This window comes from Pseudomonas sp. PVC-5-1 (assembly GCF_057444345.1).
In genome coordinates, this window is sequence record NZ_CM172024.1 from 3,384,188 (window position 1) to 3,400,027 (window position 15,840).

At 64.9% G+C, this 15,840-nt stretch carries 19 protein-coding genes; 7 read left to right on the forward strand and 12 right to left on the reverse strand.

The features are described 5' to 3' along the window. Positions 1–5: 5 nt before the first annotated feature. Positions 6–206, reverse strand: coding sequence for a DUF1289 domain-containing protein (locus AC2T3R_RS15265; protein ID WP_003259230.1), 201 nt, complete (start codon positions 204–206; stop codon positions 6–8). Positions 207–214: 8 nt separating this feature from the next. Then, positions 215–532 carry a hypothetical protein gene (locus AC2T3R_RS15270; RefSeq protein ID WP_003259233.1) on the reverse strand — a complete coding sequence of 106 codons (318 nt, stop codon included), beginning with the start codon at positions 530–532 and terminating at the stop codon, positions 215–217. 316 nt (positions 533–848) lie between these two features. Here AC2T3R_RS15270 and AC2T3R_RS15275 point away from each other — a divergent pair, with 316 nt between their 5' ends. Next, entirely contained in the window at positions 849–2,597 is a 1,749-nt protein-coding gene (locus tag AC2T3R_RS15275; RefSeq protein ID WP_054572573.1) for a BCCT family transporter, read from the forward strand. Between the two features lie 66 nt (positions 2,598–2,663). Here AC2T3R_RS15275 and AC2T3R_RS15280 read toward each other — a convergent pair whose 3' ends face one another. After that, entirely contained in the window at positions 2,664–3,143 is a 480-nt protein-coding gene (locus AC2T3R_RS15280) for a VOC family protein (RefSeq protein WP_015270715.1), read from the reverse strand. Between the two features lie 206 nt (positions 3,144–3,349). On the opposite strand from AC2T3R_RS15280, the gene AC2T3R_RS15285 reads away from it, so the two are divergent. Next, complete coding sequence (locus tag AC2T3R_RS15285; protein WP_410953627.1) at positions 3,350–4,000, forward strand: TIGR04211 family SH3 domain-containing protein; 651 nt, start codon at positions 3,350–3,352, stop codon at positions 3,998–4,000. Positions 4,001–4,123: 123 nt separating this feature from the next. Here the strand turns inward: AC2T3R_RS15285 and AC2T3R_RS15290 are convergent, their stop codons facing one another. Together AC2T3R_RS15290 and AC2T3R_RS15295 are read right to left on the reverse strand one after the other, a co-directional pair. After that, positions 4,124–4,396, reverse strand: coding sequence for a hypothetical protein (locus AC2T3R_RS15290; RefSeq protein WP_013973013.1), 273 nt, complete (start codon positions 4,394–4,396; stop codon positions 4,124–4,126). 106 nt (positions 4,397–4,502) lie between these two features. After that, entirely contained in the window at positions 4,503–5,411 is a 909-nt protein-coding gene (locus AC2T3R_RS15295; protein WP_003259239.1) for a LysR family transcriptional regulator, read from the reverse strand. A 124-nt stretch (positions 5,412–5,535) separates the two neighbouring features. Between AC2T3R_RS15295 and AC2T3R_RS15300 the strand changes: the two genes are divergently transcribed. Together AC2T3R_RS15300 and AC2T3R_RS15305 are read left to right on the forward strand one after the other, a co-directional pair. Beyond that, entirely contained in the window at positions 5,536–6,270 is a 735-nt protein-coding gene (locus tag AC2T3R_RS15300; protein ID WP_054572571.1) for an SDR family NAD(P)-dependent oxidoreductase, read from the forward strand. Between the two features lie 17 nt (positions 6,271–6,287). Continuing rightward, positions 6,288–6,494, forward strand: coding sequence for a tautomerase family protein (locus AC2T3R_RS15305; RefSeq protein ID WP_039615259.1), 207 nt, complete (start codon positions 6,288–6,290; stop codon positions 6,492–6,494). Between the two features lie 201 nt (positions 6,495–6,695). Here the strand turns inward: AC2T3R_RS15305 and AC2T3R_RS15310 are convergent, their stop codons facing one another. Then, positions 6,696–7,577, reverse strand: a complete 882-nt coding sequence (locus tag AC2T3R_RS15310; RefSeq protein ID WP_486743872.1) for a LysR family transcriptional regulator — start codon at positions 7,575–7,577, stop codon at positions 6,696–6,698. Positions 7,578–7,685: 108 nt separating this feature from the next. Here AC2T3R_RS15310 and argC point away from each other — a divergent pair, with 108 nt between their 5' ends. Both argC and AC2T3R_RS15320 read left to right on the forward strand, forming a co-directional pair. Beyond that, positions 7,686–8,627, forward strand: a complete 942-nt coding sequence (gene argC / locus AC2T3R_RS15315; RefSeq protein ID WP_410953629.1) for an N-acetyl-gamma-glutamyl-phosphate reductase — start codon at positions 7,686–7,688, stop codon at positions 8,625–8,627. A 79-nt stretch (positions 8,628–8,706) separates the two neighbouring features. Beyond that, complete coding sequence (locus tag AC2T3R_RS15320) at positions 8,707–9,393, forward strand: GNAT family N-acetyltransferase (protein WP_024087300.1); 687 nt, start codon at positions 8,707–8,709, stop codon at positions 9,391–9,393. Between the two features lie 97 nt (positions 9,394–9,490). Here the strand turns inward: AC2T3R_RS15320 and AC2T3R_RS15325 are convergent, their stop codons facing one another. The 5 genes from AC2T3R_RS15325 to AC2T3R_RS15345 form a co-directional block, all read right to left on the reverse strand. Beyond that, the gene (locus tag AC2T3R_RS15325; protein WP_015270722.1) at positions 9,491–10,246 is read right to left on the reverse strand and encodes an ABC transporter permease; all 756 of its coding nucleotides are present in this window, start codon (positions 10,244–10,246) and stop codon (positions 9,491–9,493) included. Further along, positions 10,246–11,451: an ABC transporter substrate-binding protein gene (locus tag AC2T3R_RS15330; protein WP_309668691.1), complete on the reverse strand. Its 1,206-nt coding sequence runs from the start codon at positions 11,449–11,451 to the stop codon at positions 10,246–10,248. The genes AC2T3R_RS15325 and AC2T3R_RS15330 overlap by 1 nt, the downstream gene beginning before the upstream one ends. Beyond that, positions 11,438–12,259 carry an ABC transporter ATP-binding protein gene (locus tag AC2T3R_RS15335; protein WP_486743873.1) on the reverse strand — a complete coding sequence of 274 codons (822 nt, stop codon included), beginning with the start codon at positions 12,257–12,259 and terminating at the stop codon, positions 11,438–11,440. The genes AC2T3R_RS15330 and AC2T3R_RS15335 overlap by 14 nt, the downstream gene beginning before the upstream one ends. Next, on the reverse strand, positions 12,256–13,320 hold the full coding sequence (locus AC2T3R_RS15340) for an acyl-CoA dehydrogenase family protein (protein ID WP_054572568.1): 1,065 nt from the start codon (positions 13,318–13,320) through the stop codon (positions 12,256–12,258). The genes AC2T3R_RS15335 and AC2T3R_RS15340 overlap by 4 nt, the downstream gene beginning before the upstream one ends. 99 nt (positions 13,321–13,419) lie before the next feature. Beyond that, positions 13,420–13,980: a carboxymuconolactone decarboxylase family protein gene (locus AC2T3R_RS15345; RefSeq protein WP_003259243.1), complete on the reverse strand. Its 561-nt coding sequence runs from the start codon at positions 13,978–13,980 to the stop codon at positions 13,420–13,422. Between the two features lie 102 nt (positions 13,981–14,082). Here AC2T3R_RS15345 and AC2T3R_RS15350 point away from each other — a divergent pair, with 102 nt between their 5' ends. Beyond that, the gene (locus tag AC2T3R_RS15350; protein WP_486743874.1) at positions 14,083–14,994 is read left to right on the forward strand and encodes an AraC family transcriptional regulator; all 912 of its coding nucleotides are present in this window, start codon (positions 14,083–14,085) and stop codon (positions 14,992–14,994) included. A gap of 128 nt (positions 14,995–15,122) precedes the next feature. Here AC2T3R_RS15350 and AC2T3R_RS15355 read toward each other — a convergent pair whose 3' ends face one another. Next, positions 15,123–15,662: an RrF2 family transcriptional regulator gene (locus AC2T3R_RS15355; protein ID WP_003259245.1), complete on the reverse strand. Its 540-nt coding sequence runs from the start codon at positions 15,660–15,662 to the stop codon at positions 15,123–15,125. Positions 15,663–15,840 lie beyond the last annotated feature (178 nt).

A 15,840-nucleotide genomic window follows, 5' to 3' on the forward strand; every position in this document is an offset into this window, starting at 1 on the left:
CAGGTTCAGTCGCCATTCTGCCGCTTGGCCGCCTTCTTGGCGATAGCCTTCATCCGCGTTGCCGCCCGCTGCACGGTGGCCATCTTCTCGGGGCGCTTCATGCCCCGCCATTTGCGAATTTCGTCACGGCTGCGCCCGCAGCTCACGCACAGCTCGCTATTGAGCTGGCACAGCGAGACGCAGGGGTTGTCGATGTCTTTGGCCATGCCGCCACTCAGCCGGGCATTTCAGCCTGCGCGCGCTCGGCGGCAGCGTGGAACACCTGGCGTACTTCTTCGGCCTTGACCTTGGTGACCGACCTGGCAGCCAGCAGCTCGTCGACCACGCGCAAGCCCTGTTCCAGGGCGGTGGCCAGTTGCTCGCGGTCGGAGGCGTCAGCGATATCACCCAGATAAGGAGCGATGAGATACACATAACGGTCCTGCAGCTTGAGCGCTTCCAGCGCGTCGAGGGCTTTCTGGAACCGATCGGCAGCGGCAGGGCTCATGCTCAATTTATCGAAATGAATCAGGCTCACACGGTCAGTGGCCATCTGGACGAATCTCCGTTTCCTGGTACGGCCAGGCCCACAAGCGGCAGCGCTTCTACGATGCCCGGATGTGCAGGCCTGGGTAATGCCCACAGGGTACCAGAACCCGAGGCAGAAAGGGCCATCGCCCCCAGAACTAAAAGTATCTGGCAGGTCGCGCAATGGACGTCCCGGGGCGTTATCGGGACAGGAGCCGCCGTTTAGTGCGCAGGATAATCCCGCCAGCAATCTCCCCGCCGAGGCAGTCATCGAACTCGGTAGCCCACACAAAACTACAAGCCTGCACCAGCCGGTAAGCCAGAAAGGGGCCTCATCATTCATGGCAAAGGAACACATCACCGAAACGCTCGACCTTGGCGTGACGGATCCCTCGAAAACCGCGGAAGCACGCCAGGACCGGCGTTTCGAGGGCAAGCTCGACTGGATCGTCTTTGGTTTCACCAGCCTCCTGGCCATCGCTTTCGTCCTCTGGGGCTTCCTCAACCAGGCAAGCCTCGCCAGCAGCGCCTCCAGCGCACAATCCTGGGTCATTCTCAACTTCGGCTGGTTCTTCGTGCTTACCTCCACGCTGTTCGTGGTGTTCGTGCTGTGGCTCGCCGCCAGCCGGTACGGTCGGGTCCCGCTGGGCCGTGATGGCGAACAGCCAGAATTCCGCACGGTGTCGTGGGTGGCGATGATGTTCAGCGCCGGCATGGGCATTGGCCTGATGTTCTTCGGCGTTGCCGAACCGCTGTCGCACTATGTATCGCCACCACCAGGGACGGCCACCGGGCAGTCCAGCGAAGCGATGCAGGTGGCCATGGCCACAACGTTGTTCCACTGGACCCTGCACCCCTGGGCCATGTACGCCATCGTCGGCCTGGTGATTGCCTATGGCACCTTCCGCCGCGGCCGCTCGCAGCTGATTTCCGCCGCCTTCCGGCCGTTGATCGGCAAGCATGCCAACGGCCCGCTCGGCCGCCTGATCGACATGATGGCGATCTTCGCCACGCTGTTCGGCTCGGCGGCCTCGCTGGGCCTGGGCGCGCTGCAGATTGCCGGTGGCCTGGAGTACAACGGCTGGATCGAAAGCCCCGGCAAGCTGTTCTACATCTCGATCATCACCCTGCTGACCATCGCCTTCGTCACCTCGGCGGTGTCGGGCATCGGCAAGGGCATCCAGTGGCTGTCCAACACCAACATGGTGCTGGCGCTGGTGCTGGCGGTGTTCGTGTTCATGGTCGGCCCGACCCTGCTGATGCTCAACCTGCTGCCAACCTCGATCGGCATCTACGTCAAGATGCTGCCGGAAATGATGGCCCGTACCAACGCCAGCGGCGGTGAACAGATGAACAACTGGCTGGCCGGCTGGACCGTATTCTACTGGGCCTGGTGGATTTCCTGGACGCCGTTCGTGGGCATGTTCATCGCCCGCATCAGCCGCGGCCGCACCATCCGCCAGTTCGTTACCGGGGTGCTGCTGGTACCGAGCCTGGTCAGCCTGGTGTGGTTCACCATTTTTGGCGGCGCGGGTATCGACGCCCTGCGTGAAGGCGCCTTCCAGCTGGCCAATGGTGCGGTCAACAGCAACCACGCGCTGTACCAGTTGCTGGACAGCTACCCGCTGGCCTCGGCGACATCAGTGCTGGTGATGGTTCTGGTGGGTATCTTCTTCGTCTCCGGTGCCGACGCGGCCTCGCTGGTGATGGGCACGCTGTCGGAACACGGCACCACCACGCCATCGCGACGTACGGTGATCTTCTGGGGTGCGCTGACCGGTACGGTGGCGGCGATCATGCTGGCAATCGGCGACCCGCGCGACCCCGGCGAGGCACTGACCGGCCTGCAGAACCTGACCATCGTCGTGGCCCTGCCGTTCGTGGTGGTGATGGTGCTGCTGTGCCTTGCGCTGTACCGCGACCTGCGCAAGGACCCGATGATGCTGCGCCACCTGCGCGGCAACGAACTGATCGAGAAGGCCGTGTTGTATGGCGCGGTGAAGCATGGCGAAGAGTTCTACATCGTGGTGCAGGAGAAGAAGACTTCGACCAAGCCGGCGTCGGCAGAGGCCGAAGTGACCGGCAACTGACCTGGCAAGTTTGTGGAATCGGGGGCTGCTGCGCAGCCCCCGATCAAGATGCCTTCACTGCCGTGATCAGCCCTTCAACGCCGCCTCTATCCTGGCCACATCGATCTTGCCCATCTGCATCATGGCATCAAACGCCCGCTTGGCCGCCGCCCGGTCGGGGTGGCCGATGGCTTCGATGAGGATGCGCGGGGTGATCTGCCACGAAATCCCCCATTTATCCTTGCACCAGCCGCAGACACTGGCCTCCCCGCCGTTGCCGACAATGGCATCCCACAAGCGGTCGGTCTCGGCCTGGTCCTCGGTGCTGACCTGGAATGAAAACGCCTCGCAATGCGTGAAGGCCTTGCCTCCGTTGAGCCCCACGCAGGGAATACCCATGACGCTGAACTCCACGGTAATCACGTCACCCTGTTTCCCGGATGGATAATCAGCAGGTGCCTGATGCACCGCTATCACTGTCGTGTCAGGGAAGACGCTGGCGTAAAAGTTCGCGGCTTCCTCGGCGTCGTTGTCGTACCAGAGGCAGATTGTGTTCTTGGCTGTCATGGTCTTGTTCCAAGAAAGGGTGTGAGCCTTTGAGTCTAGTCTCACAGTCGCCGGTTGAAGTCCTGCAACATCCTGCAGACATTTCCGACATCAGGTAGTGAACCTGCTGACAAAAAAACGGTCTTTCGCTGACGGTCAACCCACCGACCGGTTCATCGGCCCAGTCACCGGGCCTACTTTTTGTCCTGTTTCAGCGAAGACCCAACATGCCCGATTCCCGCCCAACTGCTTCCGCCCTCACTGCCCTGCGCGGCGGCCTGATCGCCACCCTGGTGGCCCTTGCCGCACCCGCGCACGCCGAAGAGCCTGCCAGCGATGCACGCTGGGTCAGCGACAGCCTGAGCACCTACGTGCGCAGCGGCCCCACCGATGGCCACCGCATTGTCGGTACGCTCAAGTCCGGGCAGAAGCTGACCCTGATCGGCAGCCAGGGCAACTACAGCCAGGTGCGCGGGCAGAACGGCGATGTGGTGTGGATCCTCAGCAACGACCTGCAGTCGGTGCCAGGCCAGGGCGAGCGCCTGCCGCAGCTCGATGCCCAGGTCGCGGACCTGACCGGGCAGCTGAAGAACATCGACGACAGCTGGAAGAATCGCGTACAGGGCATGCAGGAAACCCTCGATTCACGCAAGAAGCTGATCGACGAACTTGAAGCACGCAACAAGGCGCTGAATGAACAGCTCGACCAGAGCCAGTCGCAGCTGCGCGATACCCAGGCCCGCCTGGGGGACGAGAACAAGCAGGTTATGATGCGCTACATGGTGTATGGCGGCAGCATTGCCGGCGCGGGCTTGCTGGCGGGGCTGATCCTGCCGTCGCTGACCCGTGGGCGCAGGAAGAACGATCGCTGGTTCTGAAGACGGCGCCAGCCTGCGCTGGCCTCTTCGCGGGTAAACCCGCTCCCGCAGTAACCACGCTGGCCTTGAGCCTGTTGGAGATACTGTAGGAGCGGGTTTACCCGCGAAGAGGCCAGCAAGGGCTTACTTGCTACGTGCCTTGTTGTAGATAGTCTTGGCTTGGTCCGCCGAGGCCTGACACTGAGTCATATCGCCCTTGCTCTGAGCATCCTTGGCATTTTGCAGGTGGACTTTGAAGTCATGGGCCATGCCGCCATGCATTGCCTGGCCACTGGCCTTTTCGAAATCCTCAAGCTCCTTGATCTTGGCCGCACAGTTGCTCGCCGGGTCTGCGTGTGCGGCAAAACTGAGGACCGAGGCAATCACCAGCAAAGGTATGCATTTAGTGGATTTCATGGAGCGTTCTCCTGGAAAACCTGAGGGGTCGTCGAGATGACACTGGCTCGACGCAGCAAACAGCATAGTCGGCCATACGCCCCGGCGCCTCGGCTCAGCCCGGGGGCTATGCCCCCTCGGCAAACAGGAAATCGATGAACACCCGCACCCGCAACGGCATGTGCCGGGCCTGGGGGTAGATCAGCATGAACGGCCGCGAGGTGCCGCCAAACTCGGCGAGCACTTCCACCAGTTCGCCACTGGCCAGTGCGTCCTGCACGGTAAAGCGGTAAGCCTGCATCAGCCCGCCGCCGTGGCGCACCAGCGTGGCGGTGGCGAGGAAGTCGCCCAGGCAGGTGAACCCGCCCTGGGTTTCGATCTCCACCTGCTGGCCATCCTGAAGGAAGCTCCACGGCGGGCGGCGGCCACTGCTGGGCAGTTCGAACTGGATGCACTCATGCTGCAGCAAGTCGTGCGGTGTTCGTGGCGTGCCGGCACGGGCCAGGTAGCCCGGCGTGGCCACCACCACCAGTTCGGCATCTTCCAGGCGACGCGCCACCAGCCGCGAATCGGCCGGCTCGCGGCCACGAATGGCCAGGTCGAACGGCTCCTCGGCAAAGTCGACGTTGCGGTTGCTGACATGCACATCCACCTGCACCTTGGGGTAGCGCTGGCGAAACCGCGGCAGCAGCGGCAACAGCCGGTGATGAGCATAGGGCGTGGGTGCACTGATACGCAGCCGACCGCTCGGCTCGACCTGCCCGCCCGTGACCTGGCGCTCGGCCTCCACCAACTGCCCCAGTGCCTGCCGGCATTGCTGATAGTAGGCCTGGCCGGCTGCGGACAGGCGCATCTGCCGGGTGGTGCGGACGAACAGGCGCACACCCAGGCGCTCTTCCAGGCGCGCCACGCTGCGGCTGACCGCCGCCGGGGTAACGCCGGCTTCCGTGGCCGCAGCGGTGAAGCTGCCGCTGTCGGCGGCCAGGCAGAACAGTTCCAGGCTGCCCAGTTGCAGGTCATCGAAATGGCGGGTCATGTCGGCTCGATTGATTACATGATGTATTGATTGAAATGCCCAGCGCCTCATTTTTCAAGTGCTGTTTGCAACCTACAGTGGCTTCACACCGAGCCCATGGCTCACTTCACTGGAGATCATGCACATGAACACGCCACGCACCGTCATCATTACCGGGGCCTCGAGCGGCCTGGGTTTCGCCCTGGCCGAGGCCTTCCTCGAACGCGGCGACAACGTGGTCGGCAACGCCCGCAGCCAGGCCCGCCTTGAGCAAGCCGCCGCCCGCCTCGGCAACCCATCGCGCTTCATCGGCGTGGCTGGCGACATCGCCGAGCAGGGCACGGCCCAGCGCCTGTTCGCCAGCGCCGAGCAAGCCTTTGGCGGGGTCGACCTGCTGATCAACAACGCCGGCATCTTCATTGCCAAGCCGTTTGCCGAGTACAGCGAAGCGGATGTCGACGCCCTGGTCGGCACCAACCTCAAGGGCTTCTTCTACCCGGCCCAGGAAGCCGCGCGGATCATGACCAGGCAAGGGCATGGGCAGATCATCGCCATCACCGCCTCCATTGCCTTGCAACCGGACACCCGCGTGCCGGCCCTGCTGCCGGTACTGGTCAAGGGTGGCCTGAACCAGGCGGTGAAAGGCCTGGCACTGGAACTGGCAGCCAGCGGCGTGCAGGTGAATGCGGTGGCGCCGGGGATCATCGATACACCGCTGCATGGCGGCAATACGCAAGGCATGGGCGCGCTGTCACCCAGCGGCCGCACCGGCTCGCCACAGGATGTCGTGGATGCAGTGTTGTACCTGGCCGACTCACGCTTCGTCAGCGGCGTGATCCTGCCGGTGGATGGCGGTAGCACCGCTGGCACCTGGCATTAACAGAGGAGCGAGCAACCATGCCTTATGTCCATATTCGCGTGACCGATGAAGGCGTCAGTGCTGAGCACAAGCGCCAACTGATCGAACAGACGACCCGCATGCTGGAGCAGGTGCTGGGCAAGCCGCCGGCCAGTACCTTTGTGGTGATCGAGGAGGTGCCAACCGATAACTGGGGGGTTGGCGGCGAGACAGTGACGGCGGTGCGGGCCCGAGAGCGAGGGTGACCCCAGGGGCCGCCTTGCGGCCCAATCGCCGGCAAGCCAGCTCCCACAGGTACGGCGCTGCCTTCAGGCTATCGCTGTACCTGTGGGAGCTGGCTTGCCGGCGATGAGGCCAAAACAGGCAACACAAGACAGTTGCTTCCACAGGATCACCACCGGCCTTGTGGGAGCTGGCTTGCCGGCGATTGGGCTGCACAGCAGCCCCTACTGGCGCAACCGCTCCAACGCCTGCAACACATACCCCGTGGCCCGCTCCACCTGCCCTTCCCGGCAGGCAATGCCCAGTTGCCGCCACAACCCCGGCCGCAGCGGCCGGCGGGCAATGCGCCGGTCCAGCTCGGCCGACTCCCCCTCCTGCGGCAGCAATGTCGCTCCATACCCGGCCCCGACCAGGCTCTTGATCGCATCGTTGTAGTTCAGCTCGATTCGCGGCTCAGGGTACAACCCCGCTGCCGCGAACCACTCGCCGGTCACCCGCGAAAGCTGGGTGCTGCTGTCGTTGAGGATCAACGCCCGCTGCGCCAGCCAGGCCGGCGTAACCTTGGCCGGTGGCTGCCAGTCGGCCGGCACGTAGGCCAGGATCGGGTCGCGCCGCCAGGGCGTAACCGCAAGCCCTTTACTGGCCACCTGTGGCAAGGCCACCAGGCCGATATCCAGCGTGCCCTCGCGCAAGCGCGCCAGCGAGGCCTGGGAGGTCAGCACCTGGACCTGCACATCGATCCCTGGGTGCACCGTACGCAGGTGCTCCAGCGCCTGCGGCAGCAAGTGGGCGATGGCACCGGTGGAGGCGCCCAGGCGCACCCGGCCGGTCAGGCCCTCGACCTGCCGGTGCACTTCATCCAGCGCCAGGTCGGCGTCGGCCAGCAGGCGTCGGGCACGGGCCAGCAGGGTTTCGCCGATGACCGTGGGCCGCACCTGGCCGCGGGTGCGGGTGAGCAACGGTGCGCCAATGCGCGCTTCCAGCTCGGCCACGTGCAGGCTGATGGTGGGCGGTGCCAGGTTGAGCTGGCGGGCGGCTTCGGCAAACGAGCCCAGGTCGGAGATGACCACCAAGGTGCGGAGGCGATCGAGGCTGATTTCGCGCATGGGCCAATCTCGTTCAGAAAAGATGAATATATCGATCATCATATTCAAATTTTCTTTACCAGAGCCACAAGCGAGCATAGGCCATCCCTACCCGACCGGACTTTGACCATGCACACACCTGTTGTCTTCATCGACGGTGACCAAGGCACCACCGGCCTGCAGATCCATGCCCGGCTGCAAGGCCGCAGCGATCTGCGCCTGCTGACCCTGCCCGAAGCCGAACGCAAAGACCCGCAACGCCGCCGCGAGGCAATCAACAGCGCCGACATCGCCCTGCTGTGCCTGCCCGACGATGCCGCCCGCGAGGCCGTGGCGGCGATCCACAACCCGCAAGTGCGGGTGATCGACGCAAGCTCCGCGCACCGCACCAGCCCAGGCTGGGTCTATGGCCTGCCGGAGCTCGACGAGCAGCAAGCCGAGCGCATCGCGCAGAGCAAGCGCGTCAGCAATCCCGGCTGCTACCCCACCGGCGCCATCGCCCTGTTGCGCCCACTGGTCAAGGCCGGCCTGCTGCCAGCGGACTACCCGCTGAACATCCACGCCATCTCCGGCTATTCCGGTGGTGGCCGCGCCGCAGTCGAACGGCATGAACAGCCCGCCGCCGGCAAAACCCCGGCCCTGCAACTGTACGGCCTGGAACTGGCGCACAAGCATGTGCCGGAAATCCAGCAGCACGCCGGGCTGTCGGCGCGGCCGATGTTCATGCCCGGTTACGGTGCCTACCGCCAGGGCATCGTGCTGAGCATCCCGCTGCAGTTGCGCCTGCTGCCCGGCCAGGTCAGTGCCGAACAGCTGCAGGCCTGCCTGCAACAGCACTACCAGGGTGCCCGCCACGTCCAGCTGATGCCCCTGCACCAGCACGGCGCGGCGCCGAACCTCGACCCCGAGGCGTTGAACGACAGCAACGACCTGCGCCTGGCGCTTTACGCCAACCCTGAGCATGGCCAGGTGCTGCTGACCGCAGTGTTCGACAACCTCGGCAAAGGCGCCTCCGGTGCGGCGGTGCAAAACCTCGACCTGATGCTCGGTGCATTGCAGGTACAAGGCTGATCGGCAAAAACGGTTAGACTGTACAGCCCGCGCCCGCATGGCGCGGGCCGTCCATCTACCCGCCGGAGCCCGCCCCCCGATGTTCATCCTGAGCCGCCTCGACAGCGTGCCGCCTGAATCTTTCCAGAACCAGATCCGCGAACTGGTGATCCACCACGTCGGCGAACTGAGCAGTGTCGCCATCAGCGCCGACAACCCGCTGTACCCGCTGTACCAGTACGGCGTTGGCATGGAGGTGCACCAGTACCTGCAAGCACTGGACGGCACCCGCGGCCTGGCCGTGACGCTGACCCTGGCGCTGGATGCCGAAGAGCCAGACCAATTGCTGGGGTTTGCCCTGTCGCTGCCGGCCGAGGACGATGAACAGGCGTGCGCCCTGGCGTTCCTTGCCGTACGCGCCAGCCATCGACGCCAAGGCATCGCCCGCGCCCTGCTGGGCGACCTGCAGGCACGCCATGCCTGCGTCGAGCTGAATGCCTTTGCCAGCCAGGTACCGTGGTTCGAGGCGATGGGCATGCAGGTGGTGGCCGCCAATGGGCCGCAGGTACTGATGAGTAGTACCGGGCGGGCTAGCGGCGCGCTGATCGGGCGACTGGATATTGCGCCGATCTACCAGACGGCGGAAGTGATGCAGATCCATACCTACCTGCTCAACCAGCAGGGTGAGGATGCGATGATCGAAGCGGAACAGATGCGGGATGAGCGGCTGGACGAGCTGACCGCTCAGGCCCAGGAGTGTGTACGGCAGCGCAAGACCGTGCATTGATCCAAGGGCCTGTTCGCGGGCTCGCCCGCTCCCACAGGGATGTCACAAGGCCAAACTGTGGGAGCGGGCAAGCCCGCGAAGAAGCCCCACTGGCCCCTCAACCATGCACCCAACGCCGATGCAGCCCACGCGCCAGGGCATCCAGCACAAACCCCAGTACCCCGATCAGCAGCACCATCGCCATCAGCTCGGAATACGCCAGCCGGTCGCGGGTATCGAGAATGAAGTACCCCAGCCCCGCACTCACCCCGAGCATTTCGCACGGCACCAGCACGATCCACAGGATGCCGATGGCCAGGCGCACGCCGGTCAGCACATGGCCGATCACCCCGGGCACGATCACCTTGCACAAGGTCTCCCGGCGCGTGGCACTCAAACTGCGGCTCAACTGCAACCAGCGTGGGTCCAGCTGCCTTACCCCGGCCGCCGTGTTCAACAAGATCGGCCACAATGCGGCAAACGCCAGCAGGAAGTAGATAGGCTGGTCCCCCACGCCCATCAGCATCACCACCACCGGCATCCACGACAGCGGCGAGATCATGCGCAGGAACTGGAACGCCGGCGTGGTCGCCGCCTCCAGGTGCCGGTAGCTGCCCACCAGCAAGCCCAGCGGCACGCCGATCAGCAGCGCCAGCAGCAGCCCGACCAGGATACGTTTGAGGCTGACCCAGATATGCCCGTACACCTCGCCCTGCCCCAGCAACTCGACCAGGCTGGCCAGGGTCGCTGCCGGCGAAAAGCGCGCCGACAGGCCATCGGCCTGGCCGAACAGCGCGACACCGGCCCACCACAACAGCAACAGACCCAGCAACCCGGCCAGCCCCAGGCCGGCATGAACGACATGCGTGCGCATCAGACCGCGAACTCCTCGCTACGCTCGAAGTTATCGGCGATGCCGAACACCGACGGCCCGCCAACGGTAGCAATGGCGTTGCGCACGAAGCGGTCGTCGACCAGGTCGCGGGCGGTCTGTGCCGGGTCCAGGCCGGCCAGGAACGCGCTGTCGCCCTCGATCAGGGTGGTTTTCAGGCGCTTGACCAGTTCTTCGGTGTAGCTGGGGAACGGGTAAGGCTGGAAATCGATGCGCTTTTCGTCCCACTGCTGGTGGCGAATGGCGCCACTGGCAATATAACCGGCCCGGTCCTCGGCGGCCGGGGCCAGCACTTTGCCGAGCACCGCTGGTTCATGCGGGGTGTACTTGTTGGGGCCGGCCTTGGACAACAATGCGGCGGCCTCGGCGCGGTGGTCACGGGTCCAGTGCTGGGCCTTGACGATGGCGTTGACCACCTTCTGCGACCACTCCGGGCGGTTGTTCAGGTCGTGCTCGTGCATGAACACCACGCAGCAGGCGTGGTTGCGCCACACATCGCCGGTAAAGCGCTGCACGCGGCCAACCTTGAGGTTCTCGGCCAGAGCGTTGAAGGGCTCGGCGACGATATAGCCAGCGATGCGCTTGCTGGCCAGTGCAGGCGGCATGTCGGACGGCGGCAGCACCAGCAGGTTGACTTCGTTGCCGGCCAGTGGCGCATTGGCCGGCTTCGACACCGGGGTCAGGCCGTTGTCGTTGAGCATCTGTTGCAGCACGACGTTGTGGATCGAGTACCAGAACGGGATGGCCACGGTCTTGCCGCCCAGCTGTTTCATGTCGCTGATGTCCGGGGCCACGGTCAGGCCCGAACCGCCCACGTGGTTCCAGGCCACCACCTTGGCCGGCACCTTGCTGGCGTAGCGGGCCCACACGGTCATCGGCGACAGCAGGTGGATGACGTTGACCTGGCCGGAGATGAACGCTTCGATCACCTGCGCCCAGCTGCGCAGCAGCACCGGGCGCTCGGCCTTGATGCCTTCGGCCTCGAACAGGCCGTTGTTGTGCGCCACCAGCAGTGGCGTGGCGTCGGTGATCGGCAGGTAGCCAATACGCACCGGCGCGTCCGGCTCGGCGGCGGCCCGGGCCTGCAGGCTCGACAGCAACGGCAGTGCTCCGGCGGCCGTGAGCATGGCACCTAGCTTGAGGAAATCGCGACGCGAAGAAGAGGAACAGCAGTCATCCATGCACATGGACAGCCTCCGAGGGCAACGGGGTTGGGGTAGGTTCGACTGTGCGGCTTGCCCGCCGAAGGGTTTTGAGGATTTCGATGCGCAAGGCGCCCAGTTCCTCGACCCGCTGCGTCCGTGGTTGCGGCAGGTCGATGTGCCACTGGCCGAGGGTGTGCGCTGGGTGGTTGCCCAGTAGCAGGACCCGGTCGGACAGCAGCAGGGCTTCGTCGATATCGTGGGTGATCAGCACCGCTGCCGTGTTGTGGGTGGCGATCAGTTGCAGCAGCAGTTGCTGCATGTCGGCCCGGGTCACTTCATCCAGCGCGCCGAACGGCTCGTCGAGCAACAGCACTTCGGGCTGGCGGGCCAGGCAGCGGGCCAGCGCGGTGCGCTGGGCCATGCCGCCGGACAACTGCGCCGGGTACTGGCCACGGGCATGGGCCAGGCCCACGGCGGCAATTGCATGGTCGATGCGTGCGCGCCGTTCGGCGGCGGCAAGTTTTGGCTGGCGGGCGAAGTCCAGGCCGAAGGCGACGTTCTTCTCCAGGTTCAACCAGGGCAACAGGCTCGGGTCCTGGAAGGCCACCGCCAGGCGTGGGTGCGGGCCCTGCAGCGGCTGGCCGTGCAGGGTCACGCTGCCACCGCGGGGCTGCTGCAGGCCGGCCAGCACCCGCAGCAGGCTGGACTTGCCGACCCCGCTGGGGCCGAGGATGGTCACCACTTCGCCGGGTGCCAGCTGCAGGTCGAACTGTGCCAGCACCGCCTGCCAGCAACCCTCGCGCGGGTAGCCCAGGCTGATGTCGCGGGCTTCGAGCAACACTGGGCTCATGCCGCGCCCGCCTGGCGTTGCAGTTCGGCGCGCAGCTGCACCAGGCTGGGCGTGACGATCGGCACGAAGGCCGACTCGCGCCAGCGGCGGGCAAAGCCTTCACCGTACTCGCTTAGGTAGGCCTTGCCACCACTGGCCTGCAACTCCAGCTGTACGGCGTCGGCAGCGCTTTCGGCCAGGGTGATGCGCAGCTTGAACAAGGCTGCCGGCTGCTGCTGGAAGCGGCCATCGAGCAGGCCCTGCTTGAGCTCGTTCACGGTGTTTTCCAAGCGTTCGCTGAGCACCTGACGTGCTTCGTCGAGGAATGAGGCACGGCCATGCAGGTGTGCCTGCACTTCCGCCAGCGCCCGCCGCGCCAGGCCAATGGCCATGCCGCACTGCAGCGCCAGGAACGCCGGGCGTACCCGGGGCAGGAACTCGCGGGCATTTTCGTGCAGCAACCAGCCACGCTGCAATTGCACCTGGTGGAAGGCCAGTGCTGCGGTGTTGCTCGACTGCAGGCCCATCAGCTGCAGGTCGTCGGAACGCTCCAGGCCCTGTGCGTCGGACGGGATGGCCAGCACGAACGGTGCACCACCGGCTTCATCTTCGATAGCCGCAGCCACCACGAAGCCGCTTTTGCGCAAGTTGGTCACCCAGTGCAGGCGCCCTTCCAGCTGCCAGCCATCGGTTTGCGGGCGGCCACGCACCTGCAGCGCTTCAATGCCGGACAAGAACTTCATGGCGTTGGACAGCCCGGTGGCGCCGGCCAGTTCGCCAGTCAGCAGGCGCGGCAGCAGGCGCTCGCGCAGGGGCTGGTTGGGGCTGTGCAACAGGTATTCGATGAAGGCGCGCTGGCCCCAGCAAACGAACGCCGCTGCCAGCGAGCGGCTGGCGATCGCGGCGATGGCCTCGACCGCGTCGCTCACCTGCCCGCCCGTGCCGCCCAGGGCCGGGTCGACACCGACGCGCAGCAGCTGCGATTCGGCGATTTGCGCCAGCACCAGCTGCGGCTCGCATTGGCCCCGGTCAATGGCCTCGGCATTGGCATCCAGCCATTGTCGAAATGCACAATCTTGCATGGTCTTGCTCCTTTGAAAACGCCGGGGCCGCCTGGCGGCCCATTCGCGGCACAAGGCCGCTCCTACACCGATCGCGGTACGACCGGTGTCACACGCAGATCATGCAGAAGGTTGCCAGCGGTACTTGCCGAGCTCGTCATTGAGCGGCGTCTGGGCGAACACATTAGCAAAGTTGCACAGGGTTGCGAGGCTCACGCCCAGAATCACCTCCAGGGCGTTGCCTTCGCTGAAACCGGCTGCGCGGAAGGCCTGGTAAGTGGCCTCGCTGACATTGCCACGGGTGGCGATGACTTCGCGGGCGAACGCGGCCAGGGTTTCATACCGGGCATCGGGCAGCTCGCCACGGGCACGCAGGGCATCGACCACCTCCTGCGGCAGCTTGGCCTTGTTCAGGGCCACGGCCGTGTGGCCGGCCACGCAGAAGTCACAGCCATGCTGGGTGGCGGCAATCAGTTGCACCACTTCACGCTCGGCCAGGCTCAGTTCGGCTTTGCCGTTGAGTGCCGAAACGGTCACGTAGGTTTCCAGCGCCGCCGGGGCATTGGCCAGCACGCCCAGCAGGTTGGGGATGAAGCCGGAATTCTTCTGGGCGTTCTCGAGGAACGGACGGGCCGCTTCCGGGGCGCTCTGCAGCGTGTGTAAAGTAATGCGCGAGGACATGGAGTGGTCTCCTTTGATGGGTGTCACTACAGTCTGTTGGTTATAAGAACTACCCTCCATATTCATCAGTCGCCTTTCCTTGCTCTTGAGTCTTTGCATTAGATGATTTCGTCCAGCCACCTTGTCGATTGGTTATTAGAGGGCCTGGAGCTCGATGCCAGCCTGTTCCATGTGGGCCGCTACTGCGGCGGCTGGCACGCCAGCACCGAAGGCATGGGCCGGGCCAGCTTCCACCTGGTGGTGCAAGGGCATTGCTGGCTGCACATCGATGGCCAGCCCGAGGCACTGCGCCTGGAGGCCGGCGATGCGGTGTTCCTGCTGCGCGACCTCGGCTATCGCCTGGCCAGCGACCAGGACCCTGCCAGTGCCTGCGCCCAGCCACGCCAGCAGATGCAGCCCATGGACGTTGATGCGGTCGATGGCGTGGGCCTGGTATGTGGTTTCTTCCACTTCAGGCCGGGGTTGTCGGCGCTGATCGTCGACGGCCTGGCCGACTGGATATTGCTGCGCGCCGATGAACCGGCCGGGCATGCGGCGCGGGCGTTGTTCGAGCTGATCCTGGAGGAGTGCCGGCGCGCCGCCGGGCCTTCCCAGGCGTTGCTGGAGCGGCTGACGCACTTGCTGTTCCTGTATGTGCTACGCCAGCAGGTGCATGCCGGGCAATCGCTGGGCGGGCTGGTCGCCCTCGCCCGGCAACCGGCGTTTGCCGGTTTGCTGGAGCAGTTGATCGAGCAACCGGGGCAAGCGTGGACGCTGGAAAGCATGGCCGCCTGTACCGGGTTGTCGCGGTCGGCGTTTTTCAAGCGTTTCAATGAACTGGCCGGACAGTCGCCGGGGCAAGTACTGCTGGCGCTGCGGATGCGCCTTGCCAGTCAGTTGCTGCGCACGGGGCATACCGTGGAGCAGGTGGGGGCACAGGTGGGGTATCAGTCAGTGGCGGCGTTTACCCGGGCGTTTGCCAAGGCGGTGGGGCTGCAGCCGGGGGCGTATCGGCGGCAGCATGAGGGGCGCTGAACGCGTTATTCCTGTACCGGCCTCTTCGCGGGCTCGCCCGCTCCCACAGTTACCCCACAGATTTCAGCAATTGTGCGATTCCTGTGGGAGCGGGCAAGCCCGCGAAGAGGCCGGTGCAGGCAGCAGATTCAGACCTGACTGACCGGAATATCCCCTGCCCCTTTGCCCTCCCGCCGCTCACCCATCCAGGCATTGACCTTCTGCCCGAACTCGGCCGGCGCCTTGCGCCCGAACCGCCGCGCCAGATCAAGGATGGTCTGCTGCGCCAGGGCCTCTTCCATGCGCTTCTGCGCACCCAGCATCACCGCATGGATCGCGCATGTGCCCTCGGTCGCCCAACCCGGCGGCGAACCCTCGAACAGGCTGCAACGCTCGCGAACTTCGCGGCAGTCGAAGATCTTCTTTGGCCCATCGATGGCATTGACGATATCCAGCACGGTGATTTCATCCGACGGCCGCGCCAGCCGGAAGCCGCCACGCACGCCCTCGGTGGCGGCCACCAGCCCAGCACGGGCCAGCTTGGTAAAGACCTTGGCCAGGTACTCCTGGGGTACACCCTGCAACTCCGCCAGGTCGCGCACGCTGGACTCGCGCGAGTCGCCCCGCTCGTCCACCAGGAACAGCAGGCAATGGATACCGTATTCGACGCCAGCACTGTAGAGCGACATATCTATCTCCGACCAATCTTGTCGCAAATAATACGCCGATAGCATCCGCACCGCAAAGCGCAAAGCTGCCGCCGGTCGGCCTTGTTTTTCCCTTAAGCCCAGTAAATACAGCTATTCGAGCCGCGAAATGGTGGTGCGGAGTGTCGGCATGCGGAAAAAAAGACTTGCACGCACAAAC